We start from the raw sequence: 25,434 nt of genomic DNA, 5'->3' as shown, positions 1-25,434 counted from the left end.
ATACATTTAATCTATAATTTTTACACCCGGAATTGTCCACCATTGTAAATCACTAACATTGAGAGGCTTTGAAATGTAATTTATAATATACATATCAAAATAAATAGGGGTAAGGTTATGACTAAAAAGAAATACATGTATAAAAGAATTTTTGCACTATATTTTGCAGTGGTTACCACAGCGGTGGTTTTTCTTGCAGCTTTTTCAATAAACAGGGTGAATAACACCATAAAAAATCAGCAGCTCTTTTTAAATAAAAAAATTATAGAACAAACCACGGAATATATTGATAGAAAATATGATAATTCAAGGGAACTTTTATGGAGATTATATAGTACTGAATCCTGGAGAGATGACCTTATATACTACGTAAATAATAATCAAGAAAAGTACTTAAATCATAAGTTAGACACATTTTATAAAAGTGACAAGCTTTATTATATGGGACTTGAAAGCTATATAAAATCTGCATTTGGCTTTAGTAATGGTATGAAGAGAATATCTCTTTATAATTATCAAGATAATTCTTTAAGCATATTTCAAGAAAATGTGGCGCTAAATATCTATGAAAATGCTATAAACTCTAAGAAAGGTAATATTAAGGATCAATTTGACGAAATAATGATGAGCAACCTCAGCAAAGATGGAGATAGTAATAAATATATAAATATTATGTTAGATTTAAAAAACCCTTTAAATCTTAATAACATTGGAAAAATAATTTTCACATATGATATAAGTGACATTAAGCAGGTGCTTAGCCATTATGATGAATCCCACTCTGAATTGCTACTAATAGGTGGAAATGATATAACATTTTACGACTCTTCTAAGGTTTATCAAGGAGATAATTACCCATATATAGATGAACTTAAGTCTAAACAAATGTACTATGATAATGGAAATAAGTATTTTGGAGAGGTAATGGATAGCAAAAGTGAAATGAAGGTAGTAGGAATTATATCCCAAAAGGATATAAGTTATCTTAATAGATCTATAACCTGGGTTATTTATGCTCTAGCGGGGGCTCTTGCTATATTAGTAAATACTATTATTTATACTAAACTTAAAACTTTGGAGTTAAGAACTAATAATATAGTCGATAGCATGGAAAAATTAGAAAAAGGTGATTTTAATGCTAGAATACCTATAGATAAGGAGAATGATGAGTTATCTTTTATATCCGTAAGGTTTAATGAGATGTGCGACAAGCTTCATGACTATGTTAAGGAGGTTTATGTATCTCAAATTAAACAAAAAAAGGCGGAGGTTATGGCACTTCAGAACCAAATAAATCCCCATTTCCTTTTCAATACTTTAGAATCCATAAGGATGAAGGCGATATCTAGTGGCGATAGAGAAGTAGGGAAAATGTTATATAATATGGCTTCACTTTTTAGAAATATGGTAAAGGGTGATAGCATAATAACCATAAGGCAAGAATTAGAGCATTGTAGAATGTATCTAGAGCTTTTTAAATTCAGATATCCTGGGATATTTAATTATAATATATTTTGTAGTGAGGAGCTTTATAATAATCAAGTTATGAAATTTTCTTTTCAACCCTTGGTAGAAAATTTTATAGTTCATGGTATGGATATTGATAGAACGGATAATTATATTGAAATAGCCTTGAATGACATGGGGGAAGAAATTGAAATAGTTATTAGTGATAATGGAAAGGGTATAGAAAGTCAGAGAATAGAAGAGATAAACGAAAAAATTAGTAAAAGAGAAAATCTTGGGAATTCCATTGGACTAGTGAATGTGCATGAACGAATAAGCATGACCTATGGTGCTAATTATGGAGTAAAGGTAGATAAGAGTTCTACAGGTGGAGCAAAAATTATTGTTAATATACCAAAACTAAAGGAGGCAAAGGATGAATAATATCTTGTTAGTAGATGATGAACCATGGATACTAAGCGGGTTAAAGAGTATTATTGATTGGCATAATATAGGTATAGATAATATATTTACTGCATCTAATGGCGAAGAAGCTCTTGAGGCTTTTAATAACAGCAATATAAACATAGTAGTTACGGATATAACTATGCCCAAAATGAATGGTTTGGAACTTATAAAAAATATAAAAGCTAAAAATAATAAAACTAAATTTGTTATATTAAGTGGATATGATGATTTTAATTATGCAAAACAAGCTATAAGTTTAGGTATAGAAAATTATATATTAAAGCCAATTAATGAGGAAGAACTTGAAAGTACAATAGCTAATATTATAAGGAAGATAAACATGGAAATAACCACTCAGCACATAGAAAATACTGATTTGCAAACTTTAAAGGAAAATATATATTTAAGGTGGATAACAGATTCTATAAGTGAGAGTGAGCTAGAAACAAGAGAATTTGTATTAAACCTAAGCATTCATTTAGATAAATATGTTGTGGGTATGGTTAAGTTTAAAAGTGCTACCATGGATATGATTAAAAGAATAAAGAAATTCTTTAAGGGAACACTTCCTTTTAAAAATAGCGATGTTTTTATAAAGGACAATCAGTATCTAATAATTATTGCAGGTTGTGTTAAAGATTCAGAAGGTACTAATCAAATTAATTTACTTAATTATTTAGAAGACTCAAAAAATGAAATTTTAAATACCTATGGTGTTGAAACATTTATTTCAGTAGGAAATTCCGTTAATTTACCTGAAAATCTTCACAAAAGTTATGAAGAGGCCCTAACATGCAGTGAATATTTGCTGCTTTTAGGCTACAACAATGTGGTTTTTTATGAGGATATAGCTTCCTCTTTTAGGGAAGCCAGCGAAGGCTTTGAAGTGGAGTTAGAGGAGTTTGAAAGATTACTATTACAGAAAAACTTAAAAGATATAAACTTTTATATATCAAATGTTTTTAAATCTATTAGGAGCTCCTTAAAGATAAAGCCAAAGGATATCAGAAACCTATCAGTAAGAATGATTTTAGTACTTAGGAAAGTATCTATTGAACTAAACGTGGAAGATTATAACATAAATAAATATTTAAATGACATAATTTTATATATTCAACAAGAAGAAACTCTAGATATGCTTGAGATAAGAATAAAAGAAGAAGCTAGAGAGCTTACTATGAAAATTGAGAATGTGGAGTATACACCTGTAGTGCAGCAGATCCTTAATTATATAAATGATAACTATGGAGAGAAGCATAGCTTAAAAATATTGGCGCGGAAGTATAATATGAACACTTCTTATCTTGGACAGATATTTGCAAAAGAGGTAGGCTGCAGCTTTTCAGATTACATAAACAAAGTAAAAAATGAAAAAGCTAAGGAAATGCTTTTGAATACTAATATGAAAGTTAATGACATTGCAAAATCTATAGGCTTTGATGATACCAGTTATTTCTATAAAAAATTTAAGACATATTTTGGTATTTCTCCTCATGAAATGAGAAATTCAAAAAAATATTAAATTTAACTGAAAAAATTACATTAAAACTAAATATTATCAACTTTAAGCCATATAACCCCTTATGTTATATTAAAGTCAAGAAATCGTTGTCAGAGGAGAGGTCAGAGTATGAAAGAGATTTTTCAGCGCTTTAATAAGAATAAAGAGCTTTTCACATTAGCTCTACCAGGGTTTATATGGTTTTTAATTTTTTCATATATTCCTATGTTTGGAGTGGTAATAGCTTTTAAAAAATTTAGAATTAACGGAAGTTTTTTAAAAAGTTTAGTAACGTCAAAGTGGGTAGGTTTAGATAATTTTAAATTTTTGTTTAAGAGCTCTGATGCTTGGGTAATAACTAGGAATACAGTGCTATACAACTTAGTGTTTATAGTATTAGGAATAGTTTTACCTGTATGCGTAGCAATTATGGTAAATGAACTTTTAAACAAAAAGTTAGCAAAGTTTTATCAAAGTGCTATGTTTTTGCCATATTTCTTATCTTGGGTAGTGGTATCCTATGCTTTATTTGCATTTTTAAGCCCAGAACAAGGTTATGTCAATGGAATATTAAAGGGTATGGGAAAAGAAGGGGTATCCTGGTATTCGGAGCCTAAATATTGGCCATGGATTATTATAATAATGAGTCAATGGAAGGGAATAGGTTATAATACAGTAGTTTATCTAGCTGCTATAGTAGGTATAGACAAGAGTTATTATGAGGCTGCTATGATAGATGGAGCAACCAAATGGCAACAGATTAAATACATAACATTACCTTTATTGAAACCTGTAATAACAATTTTATTTATTTTATCTATTGGTAAAATATTTAATGCTGATTTTGGATTATTCTATCAGCTTCCAAAAAATTCAGGCGCTTTATATCCTGTAACAAATGTAATAGATACTTATGTGTATAGAGGGTTAATGACTATGGGAGAGATAGGTATGAGTTCTGCTGCCGCCCTTTACCAATCTGTTGTAGGATTTATTTTAATTATGATATCTAACTTTGTAGTAAAGAAAATAGACAATGATAATGCTTTGTTCTAGGAGGTGAAAGCTATATGAGTATAAGTACAGCTTTATCAAAAAAAACCATTAAAGAAAAATTAAAATATGAAAATGAAGATAATAAGTTTACGAAAATAAGTAAAAAATCTAACCTAGGAATGAACATAATATTAGTTACGCTTTCAATACTAAGTATTTTACCTTTTTTATTTGTGTCTATTATATCTTTGAGTTCTGAAGAGTCCTTAAGAGCAAATGGATATAGTTTAATACCTGAAGAGTGGAGCTTATATGCTTATAGATATCTTTTTAATTCAGGTAATCAAATGCTTAAATCCTATGGAGTTACAATTATGGTAACGGTATTAGGAACAATTATAGGCTTATTGCTTATATCTACTTATGCTTACGTTTTATCTAGAAGATCTTTTGCATATAAAAAGTTTTTTACTATGGTAGCTTTTATACCTATGCTATTTTCTGGTGGTATGGTTTCTAGCTATTTGGTAATGACAAAACTATTAGGCCTTAAAAATACCATATGGGCTTTAATATTACCCTTATGTATGAATACTTTTTATGTTATAGTTTTAAGAACTTTTTTCAAGAATTCTGTACCAGAAGCAGTAATAGAATCTGCGAAAATTGATGGTGCTTCAGAATTCAGAGTGTTTTTTAAAATAGTTGTACCTATGTCCTTGCCGGGTATTGCAACCATAGCTCTATTTTTAACTCTAGGGTACTGGAACGATTGGTTTAATGCCATGCTTTATATAGACAAGAATTCATTAATTCCCTTGCAGTACTTACTTATGAGGGTAGAAAATTCTATGGAGTTTATAATAAACAATTCCACCAAGCTTGGAACCGCAAGCATAGATATTGCTAAAACTATGCCGAAGGAAAGTGCAAAGATGGCTATGGTATTTCTTTCTACAGCACCTATCGTGTTTGCATATCCTTTCTTCCAAAAGTACTTCATAAGTGGACTTACTATTGGTGCAGTAAAAGAATAAGAATGGTGCCAGGCACTTGTCAGGTGACTGGCACTTAAGAAAAAATATAACAAAGTGGAATTTTCACACTAAATATAATATTTCTACACTATAAACATTAAACTTAAGGTAATATAATTTATTTGTAAACGATATAATTCAAATCTCAAAAATTTAAATCTTAATTAAGGATTAGGAGGGTGTAAAGATGCTAAAGTTTAAGAAATTATTAGCATTAACAGTGGGAGTAGTTATGACAACATCACTACTAGCTGGTTGTGGCAAGAAAAATGCTGCAGAGGATAAAAAAGAGGTGCCTAATTTAATATGGTACACAATAGGTGCTCCACAAAAAGATACTGAAAAGGTGGAGGAAGAGATAAATAAATACATAAAAGATAAAATAGGAGCTACCGTAACTATTAAGCAAATAGATTTCGGTGACTATACACAGAAGATGCAAGTGATTGTAAACTCTGGAGAAGAATATGATATGACTTTCACCTGCTCTTGGGCTAATGATTATCTTTTAAATGCTAGAAAAGGAGCATTTCTTCCTTTAGATGATTTCTTAAAGGGGGATGGAAAAGCTACTTATGACGCAGTAGATAAGAGATTTTGGGAAGGTGCTAAAGTAGATAATAAGATATATGGTATACCTACTAACAAAGAAATAGGTGTTGCACCTATGTGGGTATTTACAAAAGAATACGTAGACAAGTATAATATTCCATATAAAGATATTCATAAATTAGAAGATCTTGAACCATGGCTAAAGCTTATAAAAGAAAAAGAACCAAATGTAGTTCCACTTTATATAACTGATGGCTTTTCTTTAGCTAATAATTATGACACATTACTTGACCCAATTGGTGTTTCTTATGAAAACAATGATCTTAAAGTGGTAAATATATTTAACACTGAAGAAAGACAAAAAGATCTTAAAACCATGAGGAAATATTACCAACTAGGATACATTAACAAAGATGCTGCTACTGCAAAAGACGATAAAGCTGTTAAAAGGCTTGTTACTAAAGGCGATGGTCAACCATATGCAGAAGTACTTTGGTCTAAAGATTTAGGTTATCAAGTTGTAGCAACTCCAATAATTGATGCTTATGTAACTAATGGCTCAACTACTGGTGCTATGCAAGCTGTTTCTGCTACTTCAAAACATCCTAAAGAAGCCATGAATTTCTTAAACTTACTTAATACTGATGCAAAGTTAAGAAATCTTGTTAATTACGGTATTGAAGGAACGCACTATACTAAAATTGGTGACAATAAAATAAAGACTACTCCAGAACAAAAGAACTATTCTGTTCCTTATTTCTCACTAGGTAACTTATTTATATCCTATACATTAGATGGCGAACCAGATACTAAATGGGATGAATTTAAGAGCTTCAATGATCAATCAAAAGCATCGCCAGCACTTGGATTTAAATTTAATCCAGACTCTGTTACTAGTGAAATAGCAGGTGTAAACAATGTTCTGCAAGAATACAAAAAACCCTTGTATTCAGGTTCTGTGGATCCAGATGAATATACTAAGAAATTCAATGAAAAACTTAAAGCAGCTGGAATTGATAAGGTTATAGCAGAAATGCAAAAACAAATGGATGAATGGAAAAAGACTAAATAATATTATAAAGAACTCTATGTTTTCATAGAGTTCTTATTTTACTTAGGAGGTAACGATAGATGAAATATGATTTTCCTAAAGGTTTTTATTGGGGAGCAGCAGCTTCAGCACCACAAACAGAAGGGATGTCTTTAGAAGGTGGGAAAGCAGCAACTATATGGGATTATTGGTATAAAACCCAGCCGGAAAGATTTTTCCAAGGCGTAGGTCCTAAAAACACTTCTGATTTTTATATCCAATATAAAGAAGATATAGAGAATATGAAAAAACTTAACTTCAATTCTTATAGAACCTCTATATCTTGGGCTAGACTTCTTCCCGATGGGAAAAATGTTAATGATGAGGCTGTAGAGTTTTACAATAATATGATTGATGAGATGATTAGAAATGGAGTAAAGCCTATAATGAATCTTTTCCATTTTGATATGCCTCTCATAATGCAGGAAAAAGGTGGCTGGGAAAATAGGCAGGTAGTAGAGGAATTTGCGTCTTATGCAAAGACAGCATTTAAACTCTTTGGAGATAAGGTTAAAATGTGGACTACTTTTAATGAACCTATAGTTCCCGTAGAAGCTGGATATTTATATAATCAACATTATCCTTGCGTGGTGGATATGAAGAGAGCAGTGCAGGTAGCCTATAATACCATGATAGCCAGCGCTAAGGCTGTAAAAGAGTTTAAAGAGGACAATAACCAAGGAAAGATAGGAATAATACTAAATCTAACTCCTTCCTATGCTAGAAGCGAGGATAAAGAAGATTTAAAAGCAGCCAATATAGCGGATTTACTATTTAACAGAAGCTTTTTGGATCCTTCGGTAAAGGGCGAATATCCAGAGGAACTTGTGGCTCTAATAAGAGAAAATAATCTTATCCCTGAATACAGAGAAGCGGATAAAGAACTTATAAGAGATAATACAGTAGATTTCCTTGGAGTTAACTATTATCAGCCTAGAAGGATAAAAGCTAAGAATGAGCCTTGTAAAGCAGGGGAAACCCTTATGCCTGAAAGTTTTTTTGATACCTATGAGTGGCCAGAGAGAAGGATGAACCCCTATAGAGGTTGGGAGATTTATGAAAAAGGTATATACGATATAGCTATAAATGTTAGAGATAATTATGGTAACATACCTTGGTTTATATCTGAGAATGGCATGGGAGTTCAAGATGAAGAAAGATTTATAGATGAGACCGGAATGGTTAAGGATGACTATAGAATAGACTTTATCAAAGAACATTTAAAGTGGCTTCACAAAGGAATACAAGAAGGTTCAAACTGCTTTGGATATCATCTATGGACATTTATGGATAATTGGTCTTGGTGCAATGCTTATAAAAATAGGTACGGATTATTTAGAGTAGATATAAATAGCAACTATAAAAGGACTATTAAAAAAAGTGGATTATGGTATGGTAATGTAATTAAAAATAATGGTTTTGAGGATTGATGAAAGGGTGGTATAAATTAATATGAAAAACTATATTGCTTTTGATGTTGGAGGCACTAATATCAAATATGGAGTGATAAACTCTTTAGGTGAAATAATCACTAAAAATAAGTTTAAAACCCCTAGTGATAGTTTGGATAATCTTATAGATTCTATGGTGAAAGTTATTAAAAGCTACCAGAAGGAATATAAGGTAGAGGGCCTAGCTTTAAGCTGCCCAGGGGCAGTAGATAATATAGTCGGTGATGTTAAAGGATCTAGTGCTTTACCTTATATACATGGACCTAATATTAGAAATATATTAAATAGCAGAACAGGCTTAGAGGTTTCTATGGAAAATGATGCTAACTGCGCAGCTTTAGCAGAAGTTTGGAAAGGTAGTGCCTCTGATGTGGATGATGTACTTTTTGTAGTGATTGGTACAGGTATAGGGGGAGCAGTTATAAAAGATAGAAAGCTGCATGTGGGAAAACATCTCCATGGAGGAGAGTTTGGATATATGATAATGGAAAAGGATTTTCAATCTGGAGAGCTTACAAACTTCAGTGAAGCTGCTTCCTCCTATGCTATACGAAAAAAGGCCTCTGAACTTAAAGGAGTTCCTATAGAAGAACTAGAGGGAGAAGAGATATTCCGTATGGCTCAACAAGGAGACAAACTATGCCAGGAAGCCATAGATATATGCATTACCAATCTTGCTATAGGAATATTCAATCTTCAATATTCCTTCGACCCAGAAAAGATAATCTTAGGCGGAGCTATCAGCGCTAGAGAAGATATAGTAGATATTCTTAATGAAAAAATTAAATATTTAATATCCCTAAAGCCCATAGCCACCATCTTCCCTACCATAGAAAGGTGTAAATTCAAAAACGATGCAAATCTCATAGGAGCAGTATATAACTATATATCATCTGGTAAATAATGGAGCCACCCCTGGGGTGCTTCCTTAAAAAGGAAGCACCCCAGGGGTAGTGGTATATTTTGAGGGGAAAATTATTTAATAATCTTTCTATTTTCTCATCTATTGTTAATGTTTTATGCTAGAAAAATATTATAATGGTTGTGTTATAATATTAATGTTATTAAATATAAAAAGTAGATGAATTGGATATGGTTGCTGAAGTTAGAATATAAAGAAGAACTACTAATTTTACTAATATATTTTTATTTGTGGTGATATATATGAAGGAATATTTTGATTTTTTTAATTGTGAAACTAACTCAGATAAAGTTTGGTGCAGCATTGGAAATTTAAGGGAACATCTTATGGCGAGAGAAAGGTTACTAAATGAAATTTTCAATGTAGCCAATATTGGTATATCCATTACCAATGAAGAAGGTTTATATGAATTTGTAAATGATGCATATAGCAGGATTTATGGATATTCTAGTAAAGAATTATTAGGAAAATGTTTTACTTTAGTATTAGAGGAAGGCAAAAGAGAAGAAGCTTTAAAAACTCACAAGGAGTTTATTTTAGGGAAAACTCAATATAAGTATGAGTGTAAGGGAATTCAAAAAGAGGGCAAGCCTATTGACCTTTATATTAGTGTTGGGTGTATATCCATGGAAGATGGGCAAAAGTATAAGGTAACCGCAGTGGCAGATGTCACAGAAATGAAGGAAGCTAACCAAAAGTTTAATTTAGTGTTATCTGCATTTTCCAATGCATCAGAAGGTATATGTTTTACTTCTAGCGATCCATCAGAAATAATATATTCTAATGAAGCTTTTAGAAAGATTACACAGATAGATGAAGAAGTTTTTCCTTCTAGAGATAATAATCTTTTTAAGTACTCTTTAGAAAACAGCGAATTTCATAAAAATATTTTTAATAAATTACACAAAGATGGAATATGGCATGGGAAGTTAAGGGCAAAGAGACCAAATGGCGAAGGATATATAATGGATAGTACCATTAATGCTATTAAAAATTCTTATCAAGAGATAACAAATTATGTGGCCATAATTAATGAGATAACGGACAAGATTAAAGATAAGGAAAGAATAAAATACCTTTCAACTTATAGCAGTCTAACAAATCTTCCTAATAGGCAGATGTTTGAGAGTAAAGTGGATATGGCTACTATTATAGCTTCAAAACTAAAGGAAAAATTAGCTCTCATTATAGTAGATATAGATAGATTCAAGAGTGTTAATGATACCTATGGACTTAATGTGGGAGATATGCTTTTAAAAGCTATAGGAGCTAGAATTAAAAATTCATTACTGAATAAAGGTACATTATCTTATCTTGGTGAAGATCATTTTGGTATATTGATAGAAAATGTTGATGAAATAGAATATGTAGTTAAAATAGCAGAAGATATTCAAAGAGTTATTTCAAAAGGCTTTAATTTGCATAATGCTGCAATAGACATAACCAGTAGTATTGGTATAAGCATATTCCCCAACAGAAATCATAACCCTCAAGACCTTTTAATAGAGGCAGAAAAAGCAGTACTAGAAGCTAAGGATTATGGTAGAAATTGCATTAAAATATTTACAGAAGAGATGAATAATAAGTTTCTTAGAAAAACTCAAATAGAGAACGAACTTAAAACCTGCATAGAAAGAAACGAACTGTTTTTAGTTTATCAGCCCCAGATAGATTTAAAAAATGAAGATATGGTGGGAGTGGAAGCTTTGCTTAGATGGAGAAGTTCCAAGTTAGGGATTATTCCACCTTTTGAATTTATACCTATAGCTGAGGAGATGGGGATGATAGACAAAATAGGTAGGTGGGTTATAAAAAATGTGTGTTATCAGATAAAAAAGTGGCAAGTAACTGGAATGCCTTTTTTTAAGGTAGCTATAAATATAAGTCCATTACAGCTTAAAAGTAAAAGTATATGCAAGTTTATTAAGAGTACCATAGCAGAGAATAGCATCGATGCAAGTGTTTTAGAATTAGAGATTACAGAAAGCTCCATGATGCAGGATATAGAAAAAAGTATCAGTATCTTTTCTGAGTTAAAGGAAATTGGAATAAAAATAGCCATAGACGATTTTGGAACAGGCTATTCCTCTTTAAGCTATTTGAGAAAAATACCTATAAATAAAATAAAAATAGATCGTTCATTTATCATTGATTTAAGTCATAAGCAGGAAAGCTCAATAATCACTAAGACTATTATAGATATGGGTAAAAATTTAGGATATAAGGTTATCGCTGAGGGAGTAGAAAATCAATATCAGCTTCAAGTGCTGAAGGATAATGGTTGTGATGAGGTACAAGGGTATTACTTTAGCAAACCTCTTATGCCTGAGAAATTAGAGGGCTTTATTAAAACCAAACAAAATAATTACTAATAACTTACAACAAAATAATTAGTACATATATAAATAGGCTGTTCTAAAATTAATAATTTTAGAATAGCCTATTAGTATATTACTGTGTTAAAGATGTAACAGAATATTGTTCGTATTTTTCAAGGAATCTTCTTCTCCAGGTATAAAGTTTTTAAATATAAGAGGGAGATTCTTGGAGAAGAAGTAAGCGACCGCACCAAATGGTAGATTTGGAGTATCTGCTTAAAGGTATAGCGGGCTACAAATTATAAAATAATAATGAAAACACTGTAGAATTATACAATTTTAAGAAATACGAATAAAATTACTTGATTTTATAATAATATTCGTATAAAATACATTATGTAACACAGAAATAATTAATTTAAACATTTATAAGGATGGTGTTATTAGTGGACAAGTTTTTTAAGCTTAGGGAAAATGGTACAGATGTTAAGACTGAGATTTTAGCTGGATTAACAACATTTCTTACTATGGCCTACATAATATTTGTTAACCCCTCAATTTTATCTATAACAGGGATGGACAGGGGTGCTGTATTTGTAGCAACAATAATTGCAGCAGCTATAGGAACCTTCGTAATGGCATTTGTAGCTAACGTGCCTTTTGCACAAGCTCCAGGTATGGGATTAAATGCTTTCTTTACTTTTACAGTAGTTTTAGGTATGGGATTTACATGGCAACAGGCTTTAGCCATGGTATTTATATGCGGTATTTTAAATATTCTTATTACAGTAACAAAGATCAGAAAGATGATAATTCATGCTATACCAGAGTCGCTTCAATATGCTATAAGCGGTGGTATAGGCTTATTCATAGCATATATAGGAATTAAACAAGCTCACTTTATTCAATTTACCGGAGACGCAGTAAACAAAATAGTTGCTGTGGGCGAAGGCGGAGTATTCCAGGATGTAGTTCCAGCACTAGTAAGCTTTAAGGATCCAGTAGCTCAATTAGCTCTAATTGGTTTGGTAATAACTATAATATTAATGCTTTTAAAATCTAAAAGTGCTATTTTAATAGGAATTTTAGCTACTACAGTAATAGGTATTTTCTTTAATGTAACCCAGATACCTACTCTATCTGCAGATATGTTCAAGGTTCCAAGCCTTGCACCTACTTTCCTTAAGATGGATTTTGCAGGATTATTCGGAACTCCACAAAAGGTATTCGTAGCTTTAACTACAATATTTGCATTCTCATTAACAGACACCTTTGATACCATAGGTACTTTCCTTGGTGCAGGAAGAAAATCAGGAATATTTGATGAAAAGGATGAAGAATCTGTAGAGAAGGGTTCAGGCTTCTCTTCAAAGATGGAAAAAGCCTTATTTGCAGATGCTACTGCTACTTCCATTGGAGCTATACTTGGTACAAGCAATACCACTACTTATGTAGAAAGTGCAGCAGGTATAAGCCAAGGAGGTAGAACAGGTCTTACTTCTGTAACCACAGGGGTTTTATTCTTACTTTGCTTATTCATTGCTCCTATAGCTGGTATGGTTCCAGCAGCAGCCACAGCTCCAGCTTTAATAGTGGTAGGTATATTGATGGCAGAATCTCTATCCAAAATAGAATGGTCAGATTTAGAAATTGGAATCCCTGCATTCTTTACTGTAGCCTTTATGCCTTTCACATATAATATAACTAACGGTATAGCAGCAGGATTTATATTCTATTGTATAGCAAAAATATTTAACAAAAAAGCTAAGGACGTTCATCCTATTTTATATATAGTAACAGCACTATTTATTATAAGCTATATTTTAAATGCCTTTATATAAGTGAAATTAATTACTGTCTCATATAAATATGAGGCAGTATTTTTTATAAGAAAATCCTCTCTAAAAAGTTGTAGAGAGGATTTTCTAAAGAGGATATTTTTATGAGCTAAGATAATCTTAAAAGGTTATATAATCATTATTGAGGTTTATACCAACCTCTTGCTTTCATAGCGTTAAATAGTGTTTCAGCATGATCTTGCTCTTCCTTTTGAATGTGTTGAAGCTGCTTTCTGATATTGGGGTCTGCAGATTCTAAAACAGCTGTATTATAGGCGCTAGTTACGTGTTTTTCGGTGGTGATAGCATCATTTAACAGTTGTGCATCTGAAGTACCTAAATCCTTTTGAACATGGGATAAATCTCCTTTAGGAGGGGTAGTGGTTTCAAAGATATTATTAGTGGTAACTCCATTTTGAGTAAGTATTCCTTTTATTGTTTCAGCATGCTGTCTTTCTTTACTTGCTAAATCATTGAATACTTCTTTAAGCTGTTGATCTGTAGCTAATGCAGCATATTGATCATATTTTCTTATGCATAGGTATTCAGCATTTAAGTTGTCTTCTAGGAAAAGTTTTTCTTTGTTAGTTAATGGCATTTTATTATCTCCCTTCATATTGAAATATAAATATAGTATTCCTATTAAGGGGAAATATATTTATTTTTAATAGAATTATTTAAAGTACAAAGTTATAAATTACAGCTATACAGCTTTGAATTCTTTTAGAAATGTAGAAAGTTTTATAAATTTAGTCTAATATTATAGATATATAATGTTAATTATATTTTTAGCTAAGAAATCTAATACCATATTATAGCAGGGGTAGGAAAATCGTACTCTGCAAAGAAATTATTGTACCAGGAGGGATAAAAATATGAACATAGTACTTCTAGAACCTTTAGCAGTAAGTGAAGAGGTTTTAAATAAGCTGTCTTTAACATTAACAGAAGCAGGACATAATTTTAAACATTATGATAGCGTAGAGAAAGATATTAATGTATTAAAAGAAAGAGTTAAAGATGCAGATATTTTAATAATTGCTAACAATCCTTTAAAGGGTGAGGTTATAAGAGCAGCTAAAAATCTAAAGTACATCTCTGTAGCCTTTACTGGAGTAGATCATGTGGATAAGGAAGCTTGTATGGAGAGAGGTATTAAGGTTTCTAATGCAGCGGGATATTCCACTGACTCCGTGGCAGAACTTACCTTAGGAATGATTATAGCAGCCTTAAGAAATGTTTTGCCCTGTGATGAAAGAACAAGAAATTTAGGGACAAAAGATGGCTTAGTGGGTTTTGAGCTTAAGGGAAAAACCGTAGGTATAGTAGGAACAGGTGCTATAGGCTTAAGAGTAGCAGAAATACTTAAGGTGTTTAATTGTAAGCTATTAGGTTATAGCAGAACAGAAAAGCAAGAAGGCAAGAATTTAGGTATTAAGTATGTATCTTTAGAAGAACTTCTAAGGAAAAGTGATATTGTTACCTTACATACACCTCTTAATGCTGAAACTAAGCATCTTATAAATAAAGAAAGAATAGCCATGATGAAAAAAAGCAGTATTTTAATTAATGCAGCTAGAGGTGCAGTGGTAGATAGTGCTGCTTTAGCTGAGGCTTTAAATCAGGGAATAATAGGGGCAGCAGCCATAGATGTCTTTGAAAATGAACCTCCAATAGAAAAGAATCATCCTCTGCTTAATGCAAAGAACACCATTGTAACCCCTCATATAGCTTTTGCCACTAAAGAATCCATGGTATATAGGGCAGAAATAACCTTTGACAATGTATATGCATATCTTAAAGGTGAAGGTAAAAATATAGTGTTTTAATAATATAAAAATAGTAAGGAGATATAAAATTTCCTTACTATTTTTTTATATTATGATGAACTAATTTTAAAGTATTACGTTTAATAATTAATCATACAGGAGAATATATAAGATTATGTATTTTATAATCTTGGATATATAAAAAATAATTTGATTTTATAATTTTATGGAGGAGTTTATAATGAATGCTATTGAAATTAACAAGTTATATAAATCTTATAATGGCAAGGAAAATGCTTTGGAAGATATGAACCTTAAAATATCCCCAGGTGAGATCTTTGGATTTTTAGGGCCTAATGGATCAGGTAAGACTACCACTGTAAGGATACTTAATGGAATTCTTAGGCAAAGCTCAGGGGAAGCTAAAATTTATGGTTTTGACAATGTTAATGAAAGTAAAAATATACACAAGCTTTGTGGTGTTACGACAGAAACTGCTAAGTGCTATGAGAATCTCACTGCAGAAGAAAACCTAGACTTTTTTGGAGGACTTCATGACATAGAGTCTAAGGATTTAAACAATAGAAAAGAACAGCTATTAAAAGAACTAGAGCTCTATGAATATAGAAATAAAAAAGTAAGAGAATATAGTACGGGTATGAAAAAGAGGTTAGCTTTATCCTTGGCATTAATAAACAATCCTAAAGTGTTATTTCTTGACGAACCTACCTCTGGGTTAGACCCTGAAAATGCATTAAATGTATTAAAACTTATAAAGAAAATGGTTAAAGATAGGGAAGCTACCATATTCATGTGTACCCATCAGCTTAAATATGCAGAAGAAATCTGCTCTAGCTATGGATTTATAGATAAAGGAAGATTACTAGCACAAGGTAGTTTTCAGGAGCTTCTTAAACAGAAGAATGCTAAAAATAGTCTTTTAATAAGAGGGGAGAATATAAAAATCCCAGGATTAAAGTTTCAACATGGTGTTTATTGCAAGGATATAGACTCAGATAATGAAGCTTATGAGCTTATTAAAGAGGTAGTTAATAAAGGTGGCATTATATATGAAGCAAAACAAAAAAGTTGGAGTCTTGAAGAATTATATTTTAGTTTTATAAGAGGTGATAAAAATGACTAAGGGGCAAAAAGCTATAATGAGTAAAGATATTAGAGAAATAACATCCAATAAACAAATTTTCCTTCCCATGTTCATAGTGCCTATAATCTTTATGCTAGTTTTACCTACAGTTTTAATATTATCAGTTAAATATGGCATGGATGCTATAGGCAATATAAATGGATTTCAACTTTTAAAAAAGCTACCCATTACATCTCAAGAATATAATACTAACCAATTAATGATTTTAACAGCTTTAGAATATATATTTCCTTCTTTGTTTATACTGCTACCTATAATGAATTCCACCATTATAGGGGCAAGTTCCTTCGTAGGAGAAAAAGAGCATAAGACATTAGAAACCTTATTATATACTCCTATCTCTATAGAAGAATTGTTTTTATCTAAAATAATGGGGGTTTTCATACCAGCCTATATCCTGAGCATTGCATCCTTTATATTATTTGGAATAGTGATGAATGCAGCAGGTATAATGTTCTTTTCCAAATTAATATTCCCAAGTGTTAAGTGGCTACTTATTTTACTATGGTTAACACCTGGAGTAACCTTGCTTGGCATAACCTTTATGGTTATAATTTCAGCTAAGGCAGAAACTTTTCAAGAAGCTCAACAAATGAGTGCATTTATAGTAATACCTGTAGTAATTATGATAATTGCTCAAAGCACCGGATTGTTTTTAATTAATAACTTCATAATACTTGTATCAGGTTTAGTAATTTTCTTTATTGATTTTATTATGATAAAAAAAGCATCAAAAACCTTCTCTCCGGAGAAACTTATTTAAGCTTATACTGTATTATAAAAAATTGATATTATGAAAAAGTTAAGAGAACCTAATTTAGGCTCTCTTAACTTTTTCGATATTAATCATAAATAAACAATAATTTATTATTATTTATAGGTTATTTGTATTTTTTAATCTCTTCATTTATTGATAACATTTTTTCATCTAAGAAATTTGCTAGATCAGCACATTCTCTAAGTTGTTCTGTAATATGTGAAGGTACTGTTTTTTCAAATTTATAATAAATTTTATGTTCTAAGCTTGCCCAAAAATCCATGGCTATGGTTCTAAGTTGAATTTCTACTTTTAAACTTTCTACTCTGTCAGAAAGAAAAACAGGTATTTCTAAAAGTAAATGAAGGCTTCTATAGCCATTAGGTTTTGGGTTCTTTATGTAATCTTTAACTTCCACAACCTTTATGTCATTTTGTTTGCATATAAGAGCTACAAGGTTATATATGTCTGAAGTAAAGGAGGTTATTACCCTTATACCTGCAATATCATAGATATATTCTTTGGCATTTTCCATAGATACTTCATGGCCTTTTCTTCTAAGTTTATCTGAAATACTTTTAGGGGTTTTTAATCTAGATTTTATATGCTCAATAGGATTATAAGAATGTATTAACTGAAATTCTTCATTAAGTATGGTTAGCTTTGTGTTTATTTCATCTAAGGCAAACTTGTAAAGAAGAAGAAAGTTTTTCCATTCATTAATATCGTCTGTGGTAATTATTGGTTCTAACATGTGCTCACTCCCATGTATAAAGTTATTTAGTAATAAATATCCCGTAATATTATAACATGAAATTTAAATATATTATTGAAAATAAAGTTTTAACTTTAATCTCTATATTTAAATTATAACAGTAATGGATAGAAGAATATATTACTAATCTATATTTTGAGTAGTCTTTGCCATAGAAGTTACTATACTTCTTGGTAAAAATCTTATTATATTTATTAAAAATTTATTTAATACACCGGGAACTATGACCTTTTTACCTTTTAACATTCCTCTATAGCCACATAAGGCTACGGTGGAAGCCTCCATAACACCAAACTTTACAAATTGAGATTTTTTCATTTTAGCCTTACTTTGAAAGGCGGTTTTAGTAGGTCCAGGACATAATACGCTTACCGTAACACCAGTGCCTGCTAGTTCAGAAGCTAGAGCTTCACTTAAAGAAAGTACAAAGGCTTTTGTGGCATAATAAACAGTCATATAAGGGCCAGGGAAAAAAGCTGCGGTAGAAGCGATATTTAGTATTTTGCCTTTTTTATTTTTTATCATATCTGGAAGAAATAATTTAGTTAAATAGGTTAGGGTTCTTATATTAACATCTATCATAGATATATCTATAAGGGTATCTATTTCGTTAAATCTACCAAAGGAGCCAAAACCCGCATTATTTATGAGGTTTTCCACTACAAAACCTAGGTTTGAAATTTCATTATATATGTCTAAGGCTGAATTATGATCAGCTAAGTCTTTGGAAATAATATGTACTTGAACTTTATAGCTATCTTCCAATTCTTTTTTTAACTTTAGAAGCTCATCCTCATTTCTAGACACAAGTATTAAGTTGTTTTTATCCTTTGCTAAAAGCCTTGAGATTTCTAATCCAATCCCACTGGAAGCACCTGTAACTAAGCTATAATTCATAATAGTCTCCTCAATAGTAGGTAAGAAGTAAGAGTGAAGAGGTAAGAGTTATGGATAAAACTCATAGAGTTTTTATAATTAATTATACTTCTTAGTTTTTAGTTCTTACTTCTTACTCTTTACTTATTTAAATTATACTTCTTACCTCTTAGTTCTTACTTCTTATTTATTCTTTATTCTTTATTCTTTTAATTCATCATCTTTAATTTTAAAGTATTACCTTCTCTTTTTCAATTTAAGAAACCAAGAATAACTTCATAGAATTTAATTTAATGTATAAGTGAAGTTTTATATAATACATTTTTAAAAAGTGATAATACTAATCATAGAGAGGTGATTTTCATGGCAAAAAATAAAACTAAAGAATTTTCTATGGGTATACCTGTAGAAAAGCATGATACAGCAGCTTGGGCTAATATTAAGGAAACCAAGCCAGTATCTAGAGTTACCATACCTAGTGAAATAGACGTAAGAAACGCTAAGGAATGGGTAGATACAAATCAAAAGTAATCATACAAAAACAAAAGACGTTCAACCCTGAACGTCTTTTGATTTTGTGTTAAATTATCCGATAGCTAACCGCCCTAATACCCCCGCGTCCTTAAGTGTTGGAATAAGGGGAGCTAAGCTCCTGGATAAGTTCTTCCAGGCTTCAGTTGGAGAGGATATTCCTTTTAAGTAAACTCTATCTGAAGTTAAGAATCACTTGATTCTGAGAAGCTGGAAAGTTTCTTATATAGTGAATATCTTTCCCCTGCGTGCTTTTCTGCTGCTTCAAACATTTCTTCTGCGGTTTCTGGGAACACATTCATAAGTGAAGAGTATCTAACTTCACCTTGGAGGAAGTCCTTAAAGGGCTTTGTAGGGTCCTTAGAATCCAAAACAAAAGGATTCTTCCCTTCTTCTTTAAGGTTAGGCTTATATCTATAAAGGTGCCAATATCCACATTCCACTGCCTTCTTTTCCTCTGCTATAGTAGTTCCCATGCCTGTTTTTATACCGTGATTTATGCAAGGGGCATAAGCTATTATTAAAGAAGGACCAGGATAAGCTTCTGCTTCTGAAATAGCTTTTATAGTTTGATTCATATTGGCTCCCATGGAGATCTGAGCTACATAAACATAGCCATAACTCATAGCCATCATACCGAGGTCTTTTTTCCTTACCTTTTTTCCTGCTGCAGCGAATTTTGCTACGGCAGCTGTAGGAGTAGCCTTGGAAGATTGACCTCCTGTATTGGAGTAAACTTCTGTGTCCATAACAAAAATATTAATGTCATCGCCAGAAGCCAGCACATGGTCTAAGCCTCCAAACCCTATGTCATAGGCCCATCCATCTCCACCTATCATCCAGTGAGACTTTTTAATTAAGTAATCCTTTTTATCCATTATTTCTTTAAGGAGCTTATTGCTATTTAAATCTTCCTTTGACAGAAGCTCTATTAATTTTTCCGAAGCTTCTCTGGACATTTCTCCGTTATCTTTAACGTTAAGCCAGTTTTCCATGGCGTCCTTTAATTCACTGCCAATAGATGCAGCTTTAGCTTCAATTATAAGGTCAGTGAGCTTTTCTCTCATTTGTTTTACTGCTAGGAACATGCCATAACCATATTCCGCATTATCTTCAAAAAGTGAATTTCCCCAAGAAGGACCTCTGCCTTTGGCATTGGTGGTATAAGGTATGGAAGGAGCACTTCCTCCCCATATAGAAGAACAACCAGTGGCATTGGCTATCATCATCCTATCTCCATAAAGCTGTGTGAGAAGTTTAATATAAGGGGTTTCACCACAACCTGGACAAGCACCGTGGAACTCTAGAAGGGGGCGTACAAACTGGCTTCCTTTAAGCATTTTGGTATCCATAAGGTTTTCTTTAGCAGATATGCTTAAAGAAAACTCCCAGTGGTCACTTTGTTCTTGTATTTGTTCTTCCGCAGGTTTCATAATTAGAGCTTTACCTGGAGCAGGACAGACATCTGCACAGTTACTGCAGCCAGTACAGTCTAAAGGACTTATCTGTATACGGTAGTGGAGATGCTCTAAAGCTTTTCCTAATGGCTTTTTGGTGACAAAGGCATCTGGTGCTTTAGATTTTTCTTCATCATTTAATAAAAGAGCTCTTATTACTCCGTGAGGACAAACATAAGAACATTGGTTGCATTGAATGCACTTATCTATTTGCCACTCAGGTATCATTACAGCTATGCCTCTCTTTTCATAGGCAGTGGTACCTAAGGGGAAGGTTCCGTCCTCCATGCCGTTAAAGGCGCTTACAGGAAGCTCATCTCCCTCATGTCTTGCCATAGGCCTTTGTATGTTTTTTACAAAGTCAGGTTCTTGTTTTTCATGAGACTTATCTTCCTTTGCTTCTTTCCATTCTTCTGGAATGGAAACTTTGTGAAGAGCTTCAATACCTCTATCAATAGCAGTTTTATTCATTTCTACTATTTTTTGACCTTTTCTTCCATAGGTTTTTTCCACGGAATTTTTAAGATATTTCACTGCATTATCCACAGGAATTACATTGGCAAGCTTGAAGAAGGCAGACTGCATAATCATATTTATTCTTCCGCCTAAACCTATTTCCTGAGCTATATCTATGGCATCTATTATATAAAAGTTAATGTTATTTTCTGCTATGTACCTTTTTAAAGAAGCAGGAAGTTTTTCATCTAATTCTTTTTCTGACCAAGGGCAGTTTAGTACGAATGTTCCACCTTTTTTCAGCCCTTTCAGTAAATCGAAGTTATAGATAAAGGATTTGTTATGACAAGCCACATACTCCGAATCATAAACCAGGTATGGAGACTTTATAGGGCTTTTGCCAAAGCGTAGGTGAGAGATGGTACTGCCTCCAGATTTTTTGCTGTCATAGGAGAAATAAGCTTGAACATATAAGTCTGTATTATCTCCAATGATTTTTACTGCGGTTTTATTAGCGCCCACGGTTCCATCCGAACCTAGGCCCCAGAACTTGCATCTAATAGTTCCAGGAGGGTTGGTTTCAATGGCTTCTGTTTCAGGAAGAGAGGTGTGGGTTATATCATCTACTATGCCTATAGTAAATCTATTTTTAGGAGCAGCAGATTTTAAATTGTTAAATACCGCTAGTATTTGAGAAGGTCTGGTATCTTTAGAGCCAAGGCCGTATCTTCCGCCTACTATAAGAGGTTTGCTTTCATAGTTATAAAATAAATTGCACACATCTAAATAAAGGGGTTCGCCTAAAGAACCAGGCTCCTTTGTTCTATCCAAAACTGCTATTCTCTTCACGGTTTTAGGCAGTATATTGAAAAAATACTTAGGAGAAAAAGGTCTATATAAGTGTACTTTAATAACGCCAACCTTTTCGCCTTTATCCATGAGATAGTCAACAGTTTCATAAATGGTATCACAGACTGATCCCATGGCTATTATGATATCTTCAGCTTCTGGAGAGCCATAATAGTCAAAGGGGTGATAGGATCTTCCTGTAATTTTTTCTATATCTCTCATATAAGCTTCCACTATATCTGGAACTATATCATAGAATTTGTTAGAAGCTTCTCTCCCTTGAAAATATATGTCTGGATTTTGAGCAGTACCCTTTAAGGTAGGATGATCAGGGTTTAAAGCTCTGTTTCTAAACTCCTGTAATGCCTTATAATCCATGAGTTTTGCCACATCTTCATAATCTATAACTTCTATTTTTTGATATTCATGAGAGGTTCTAAAACCATCAAAAAAGTGAAGAAAAGGCACTCTTGATTTAATGGCAGAAAGATGAGCTATATTTGCTAAATCCATTACCTCTTGAACATTGGTAGAAGCTAAGAGAGCAAAGCCGGTTTGTCTTGCGGCCATCACATCTTGGTGATCTCCAAAGATGGATAGCGCATGGGTAGCTATAGCCCTAGCGCTTACATGAAATACTGCAGGAAGCAGTTCTCCAGCCATTTTGTACATATTAGGAATCATGAGAAGAAGCCCCTGAGAGGCGGTATAAGTAGTGGTTAAAGCACCAGCTGCTAAAGAACCGTGTACAGCACCGGCAGCACCAGCTTCAGACTGCATCTCTGCTACCTTTACCCTTTGATTAAAAATATTCTTCTTTCCATGAGCTGACCACTCATCCACGCCTTCAGCCATAGGAGTGGAAGGGGTGATAGGATAAATTGCCGCCACTTCCGTAAAAGCATAAGAAGCTTCTGCAGCGGCCTGGTTACCGTCCATGGTTTTTATTACCTTTACCATATAAACGTCCTCCTTTAAAAAATGCAAATTAAGTATTCCAACTTAGTATTTGCATTTATTTAAAGTAAATACCTATTTCCCTAGGATACTTTAATTTCTCCTGCTTTAGTAAGAGCTATCTTGGCAAGCACTGGACCAAATAGTTCATATATAACCGTTGCTGCTAGTATTATAGTTTTTAATTTTAAACCCACATTATTTCCTAAAGCAGTTTCTGCAATCATGGATAAACCAATAGCTACCCCCGCTTGTGGAATCAAAGCAAGTCCCAAATATTTTTGAACATTTCCTGGAGAGTTGGCTATTTTTGCACCAACATAAGCTCCCAATAATTTCCCTATAACTCTAAATACTACATACCCTATGCCTATAATACCTATACTGGTCATAACGGATAGGTTTAAATCTAATCCAGCTATGGTGAAGAAGGCTATAAATAAAGGGGGGGTAAATCTATCAGCTAGGTTAAAAGGCTTCTTATTTGTAGTAATGTTTACTAAAGTAGCTCCTAACATCATACAAGCTATTAAGGAAGAGAGATTGAAGTATTCTGATAATCCTAACACTAGAAATATAGTGCCTATAGTAATAACCAATAGCTGATCTTCCCCTGAGGCCTTTTTAGATAAAAGTGCTAGGACAAATCCCGCGGCTATACCTAATATTGCAGCACCAAAAATTTCTATGGAGGGTGCTAATATGGCTTCTTTAAAAAATGAGCCAGAAGAACCGTTCATGGATTGAGCAATAGCTAAGGATACACTAAAAGCTATAATTGCTACGGCATCATCCATAGCTACTACCTGAAGCAAGGTGTTAACTAAGGGTCCCTTTGCCTTGTATTGTCTTATAACCATAACTGTGGCTGCAGGAGCAGTGGCAGCAGCTATAGCTCCTAAAACTATGCTAAATTGAACGGATTGTTTAAATATAAAAATCATGGCTAAATCCACTAAAATTACGGCAAAAAGGGCTTCTAGTATAGTAATAATTATTACACCAAAGCCCGATTTTTTTACTTGATTAAGGCTAAATTCACTACCTATGCTGAAGGCTATAAAGCCTAAAGCTGACTTTGTTATTATGCTTAAACTGCTTATAGCTGTATGTGGTACAAGCTTTAAAACTGAAGGACCTATTAATATTCCACCTATAAGATATCCTGTAACATAGGGTAGTTTAAACTTGGAAACTATCTTTCCAAAAAATAATCCTGAAAATAATATAATTGCTACATAGTAAAGTAAATTAAATGACATTGTATCCTCCTATAATGTTTATTATCTGTGTATACCTTGTACAAAATCTATGGGGACAGTAAATACTATACCAACATCCGGTTTTGAAAGATCACCTACTACAGATTCAATAGCTTCTACAGCTAAAGTAACCTTACTATCCTCCAATACGGTAAAAATAGTTTTGTTATAGGGTCTGTTCTCATTAATAAGCATAGCAAGAGAACCAAATAAAGGCAGCTTATTTGGGTCTGAATTTGTTAGTACCCTTGCCATACCTTGAGAATCGATGACAGTAGCACCTTTTAAGCCTACTTCACTGAACTTTTCTAAGATGTCTTCTAAGGCATCTATTTTATTAAGAACCATTATTAGCATTTTCATATATTTATCCCTCCTAATATTTTAATCCACATATAATAGTAACATAAAGCATAAAAAATAAAAAATCACCGTAATACTTTTATTAAAGTAATGCGATGATCTTTTTGTTTTGTATACATTTTAAGGGCGAATATGCCACTTTAATACATTTAACCATTTATCTCTATCAGCTACAGTGAATCTGTAGGTCTCTCCCTCTAGGGTAGTGATTTTTATAGCATTAGAAAGAGGAATAGGTCTTAATACATTAAAAGTAGAAGCTTTTTCAAAGGATTTTATATCTCTAAGATTAAAGTTCAGATTATCTCTTTCAAAATCTAAACCTGGCCCAGCAAATATAAGCCTTCTATCGGTTAAAATAAGTTTTCCAGGCTGGTTGCTAAAAAAGCTACAGTTAAAGCATTTACCTTCTTTTATTATTTCTTCTCCCTCTAACAAGATTACATTCACTTAAAACACATCCTCCTATAGAATTAATTTGATGAAACTCCTTCTTAGAATTTAAAGCTTATATTTATATACGCATATATTTTAATCTTTGTTCTTATATAATACCATTATATTATGTAATTTTAACATGAGATTTTGTAAAAGTTAT

General features: G+C 32.4%; 20 protein-coding genes. 13 read left to right on the top strand and 7 right to left on the bottom strand.

The window, feature by feature from the left end; translation table 11 throughout:
• Positions 1–117 precede the first annotated feature (117 nt).
• The 9 genes from BUA82_RS06030 (at position 118) to BUA82_RS05990 (ending at position 13,622) form a co-directional block, all read left to right on the top strand.
• A complete protein-coding gene (locus BUA82_RS06030; protein ID WP_073005659.1) occupies positions 118–1,890 on the top strand; it encodes a sensor histidine kinase in 1,773 nt (590 codons plus the stop codon).
• Positions 1,883–3,436, top strand: coding sequence for a response regulator (locus BUA82_RS06025; RefSeq protein WP_073005656.1), 1,554 nt, complete (start codon positions 1,883–1,885; stop codon positions 3,434–3,436). Before BUA82_RS06030 ends, BUA82_RS06025 begins: the two co-directional genes overlap by 8 nt.
• Positions 3,437–3,544: 108 nt before the next feature.
• The gene (locus BUA82_RS06020; protein ID WP_073005654.1) at positions 3,545–4,471 is read left to right on the top strand and encodes an ABC transporter permease; all 927 of its coding nucleotides are present in this window, start codon (positions 3,545–3,547) and stop codon (positions 4,469–4,471) included.
• Between the two features lie 14 nt (positions 4,472–4,485).
• Positions 4,486–5,448: a carbohydrate ABC transporter permease gene (locus tag BUA82_RS06015; protein WP_073005652.1), complete on the top strand. Its 963-nt coding sequence runs from the start codon at positions 4,486–4,488 to the stop codon at positions 5,446–5,448.
• Positions 5,449–5,635: 187 nt separating this feature from the next.
• Positions 5,636–7,072: an ABC transporter substrate-binding protein gene (locus BUA82_RS06010; protein ID WP_073005650.1), complete on the top strand. Its 1,437-nt coding sequence runs from the start codon at positions 5,636–5,638 to the stop codon at positions 7,070–7,072.
• A 59-nt stretch (positions 7,073–7,131) separates the two neighbouring features.
• Positions 7,132–8,520 carry a glycoside hydrolase family 1 protein gene (locus tag BUA82_RS06005; protein WP_073005648.1) on the top strand — a complete coding sequence of 463 codons (1,389 nt, stop codon included), beginning with the start codon at positions 7,132–7,134 and terminating at the stop codon, positions 8,518–8,520.
• A 22-nt stretch (positions 8,521–8,542) separates the two neighbouring features.
• A complete protein-coding gene (locus tag BUA82_RS06000) occupies positions 8,543–9,445 on the top strand; it encodes an ROK family protein (RefSeq protein WP_073005645.1) in 903 nt (300 codons plus the stop codon).
• Between the two features lie 260 nt (positions 9,446–9,705).
• Positions 9,706–11,835 carry a sensor domain-containing protein gene (locus BUA82_RS05995; RefSeq protein ID WP_073005642.1) on the top strand — a complete coding sequence of 710 codons (2,130 nt, stop codon included), beginning with the start codon at positions 9,706–9,708 and terminating at the stop codon, positions 11,833–11,835.
• A 392-nt stretch (positions 11,836–12,227) separates the two neighbouring features.
• Positions 12,228–13,622 (top strand): NCS2 family permease, encoded by a 1,395-nt coding sequence (locus BUA82_RS05990; protein ID WP_178140699.1) that lies wholly within the window; start codon positions 12,228–12,230, stop codon positions 13,620–13,622.
• A 136-nt stretch (positions 13,623–13,758) separates the two neighbouring features.
• Here BUA82_RS05990 and BUA82_RS05985 read toward each other — a convergent pair whose 3' ends face one another.
• Positions 13,759–14,217, bottom strand: coding sequence for a spore coat protein (locus tag BUA82_RS05985; RefSeq protein WP_073005638.1), 459 nt, complete (start codon positions 14,215–14,217; stop codon positions 13,759–13,761).
• A 277-nt stretch (positions 14,218–14,494) separates the two neighbouring features.
• Between BUA82_RS05985 and BUA82_RS05980 the strand changes: the two genes are divergently transcribed.
• The 3 genes from BUA82_RS05980 to BUA82_RS05970 all read left to right on the top strand — a co-directional run bounded on the left by BUA82_RS05980 (position 14,495) and on the right by BUA82_RS05970 (position 17,316).
• Positions 14,495–15,448 carry a 2-hydroxyacid dehydrogenase gene (locus tag BUA82_RS05980; protein WP_073005636.1) on the top strand — a complete coding sequence of 318 codons (954 nt, stop codon included), beginning with the start codon at positions 14,495–14,497 and terminating at the stop codon, positions 15,446–15,448.
• A gap of 181 nt (positions 15,449–15,629) precedes the next feature.
• Entirely contained in the window at positions 15,630–16,532 is a 903-nt protein-coding gene (locus BUA82_RS05975; RefSeq protein ID WP_143148583.1) for an ABC transporter ATP-binding protein, read from the top strand.
• The gene (locus BUA82_RS05970; protein WP_073005631.1) at positions 16,525–17,316 is read left to right on the top strand and encodes an ABC transporter permease subunit; all 792 of its coding nucleotides are present in this window, start codon (positions 16,525–16,527) and stop codon (positions 17,314–17,316) included. The genes BUA82_RS05975 and BUA82_RS05970 overlap by 8 nt, the downstream gene beginning before the upstream one ends.
• Positions 17,317–17,434: 118 nt before the next feature.
• On the opposite strand, the gene BUA82_RS05965 is transcribed toward BUA82_RS05970, so the two are convergent.
• A complete protein-coding gene (locus tag BUA82_RS05965; RefSeq protein ID WP_073005629.1) occupies positions 17,435–18,064 on the bottom strand; it encodes a GTP pyrophosphokinase in 630 nt (209 codons plus the stop codon).
• A 144-nt stretch (positions 18,065–18,208) separates the two neighbouring features.
• Positions 18,209–18,982 (bottom strand): SDR family NAD(P)-dependent oxidoreductase, encoded by a 774-nt coding sequence (locus BUA82_RS05960; protein ID WP_073005627.1) that lies wholly within the window; start codon positions 18,980–18,982, stop codon positions 18,209–18,211.
• 342 nt (positions 18,983–19,324) lie between these two features.
• On the opposite strand from BUA82_RS05960, the gene BUA82_RS05955 reads away from it, so the two are divergent.
• Positions 19,325–19,492, top strand: a complete 168-nt coding sequence (locus tag BUA82_RS05955) for a CDIF630_02480 family spore surface protein (protein WP_073005624.1) — start codon at positions 19,325–19,327, stop codon at positions 19,490–19,492.
• Between the two features lie 185 nt (positions 19,493–19,677).
• On the opposite strand, the gene nifJ is transcribed toward BUA82_RS05955, so the two are convergent.
• The 4 genes from nifJ to BUA82_RS05935 all read right to left on the bottom strand — a co-directional run bounded on the left by nifJ (position 19,678) and on the right by BUA82_RS05935 (position 25,286).
• Positions 19,678–23,214 (bottom strand): pyruvate:ferredoxin (flavodoxin) oxidoreductase, encoded by a 3,537-nt coding sequence (gene nifJ, locus BUA82_RS05950; RefSeq protein ID WP_073005622.1) that lies wholly within the window; start codon positions 23,212–23,214, stop codon positions 19,678–19,680.
• A gap of 80 nt (positions 23,215–23,294) precedes the next feature.
• Entirely contained in the window at positions 23,295–24,473 is a 1,179-nt protein-coding gene (locus BUA82_RS05945; RefSeq protein WP_073005620.1) for a cation:proton antiporter, read from the bottom strand.
• Positions 24,474–24,494: 21 nt separating this feature from the next.
• Positions 24,495–24,836, bottom strand: coding sequence for a hypothetical protein (locus tag BUA82_RS05940; RefSeq protein WP_073005618.1), 342 nt, complete (start codon positions 24,834–24,836; stop codon positions 24,495–24,497).
• 120 nt (positions 24,837–24,956) lie between these two features.
• Entirely contained in the window at positions 24,957–25,286 is a 330-nt protein-coding gene (locus BUA82_RS05935) for a GRAM domain-containing protein (protein WP_073005616.1), read from the bottom strand.
• Positions 25,287–25,434: the final 148 nt, after the last annotated feature.

Origin of the sequence: Clostridium amylolyticum, from assembly GCF_900142075.1 — a bacterium.
GTDB lineage: Bacteria > Bacillota > Clostridia > Clostridiales > Clostridiaceae > Clostridium_AA > Clostridium_AA amylolyticum.
Note: the sequence above shows the minus strand (reverse complement) of the source record. Positions and strands in the feature narration are given on the sequence as shown.

What these genes read in the sequence shown, in the direction of transcription:
- nifJ (WP_073005622.1), bottom strand. Translation starts at nt 23,214, where the DNA reads ATGGTAAAGGTAATAAAAACCATGGACGGTAACCAGGCCGCTGCAGAA.
- BUA82_RS05985 (WP_073005638.1), bottom strand. Translation starts at nt 14,217, where the DNA reads ATGCCATTAACTAACAAAGAAAAACTTTTCCTAGAAGACAACTTAAAT.
- BUA82_RS06005 (WP_073005648.1), top strand. Translation starts at nt 7,132, where the DNA reads ATGAAATATGATTTTCCTAAAGGTTTTTATTGGGGAGCAGCAGCTTCA.
- BUA82_RS05945 (WP_073005620.1), bottom strand. Translation starts at nt 24,473, where the DNA reads ATGTCATTTAATTTACTTTACTATGTAGCAATTATATTATTTTCAGGA.
- BUA82_RS05955 (WP_073005624.1), top strand. Translation starts at nt 19,325, where the DNA reads ATGGCAAAAAATAAAACTAAAGAATTTTCTATGGGTATACCTGTAGAA.
- BUA82_RS06025 (WP_073005656.1), top strand. Translation starts at nt 1,883, where the DNA reads ATGAATAATATCTTGTTAGTAGATGATGAACCATGGATACTAAGCGGG.
- BUA82_RS05980 (WP_073005636.1), top strand. Translation starts at nt 14,495, where the DNA reads ATGAACATAGTACTTCTAGAACCTTTAGCAGTAAGTGAAGAGGTTTTA.
- BUA82_RS05940 (WP_073005618.1), bottom strand. Translation starts at nt 24,836, where the DNA reads ATGAAAATGCTAATAATGGTTCTTAATAAAATAGATGCCTTAGAAGAC.
- BUA82_RS06030 (WP_073005659.1), top strand. Translation starts at nt 118, where the DNA reads ATGACTAAAAAGAAATACATGTATAAAAGAATTTTTGCACTATATTTT.
- BUA82_RS05970 (WP_073005631.1), top strand. Translation starts at nt 16,525, where the DNA reads ATGACTAAGGGGCAAAAAGCTATAATGAGTAAAGATATTAGAGAAATA.
- BUA82_RS06020 (WP_073005654.1), top strand. Translation starts at nt 3,545, where the DNA reads ATGAAAGAGATTTTTCAGCGCTTTAATAAGAATAAAGAGCTTTTCACA.
- BUA82_RS06015 (WP_073005652.1), top strand. Translation starts at nt 4,486, where the DNA reads ATGAGTATAAGTACAGCTTTATCAAAAAAAACCATTAAAGAAAAATTA.
- BUA82_RS05960 (WP_073005627.1), bottom strand. Translation starts at nt 18,982, where the DNA reads ATGAATTATAGCTTAGTTACAGGTGCTTCCAGTGGGATTGGATTAGAA.
- BUA82_RS05965 (WP_073005629.1), bottom strand. Translation starts at nt 18,064, where the DNA reads ATGTTAGAACCAATAATTACCACAGACGATATTAATGAATGGAAAAAC.
- BUA82_RS05995 (WP_073005642.1), top strand. Translation starts at nt 9,706, where the DNA reads ATGAAGGAATATTTTGATTTTTTTAATTGTGAAACTAACTCAGATAAA.
- BUA82_RS06000 (WP_073005645.1), top strand. Translation starts at nt 8,543, where the DNA reads ATGAAAAACTATATTGCTTTTGATGTTGGAGGCACTAATATCAAATAT.
- BUA82_RS06010 (WP_073005650.1), top strand. Translation starts at nt 5,636, where the DNA reads ATGCTAAAGTTTAAGAAATTATTAGCATTAACAGTGGGAGTAGTTATG.
- BUA82_RS05975 (WP_143148583.1), top strand. Translation starts at nt 15,630, where the DNA reads ATGAATGCTATTGAAATTAACAAGTTATATAAATCTTATAATGGCAAG.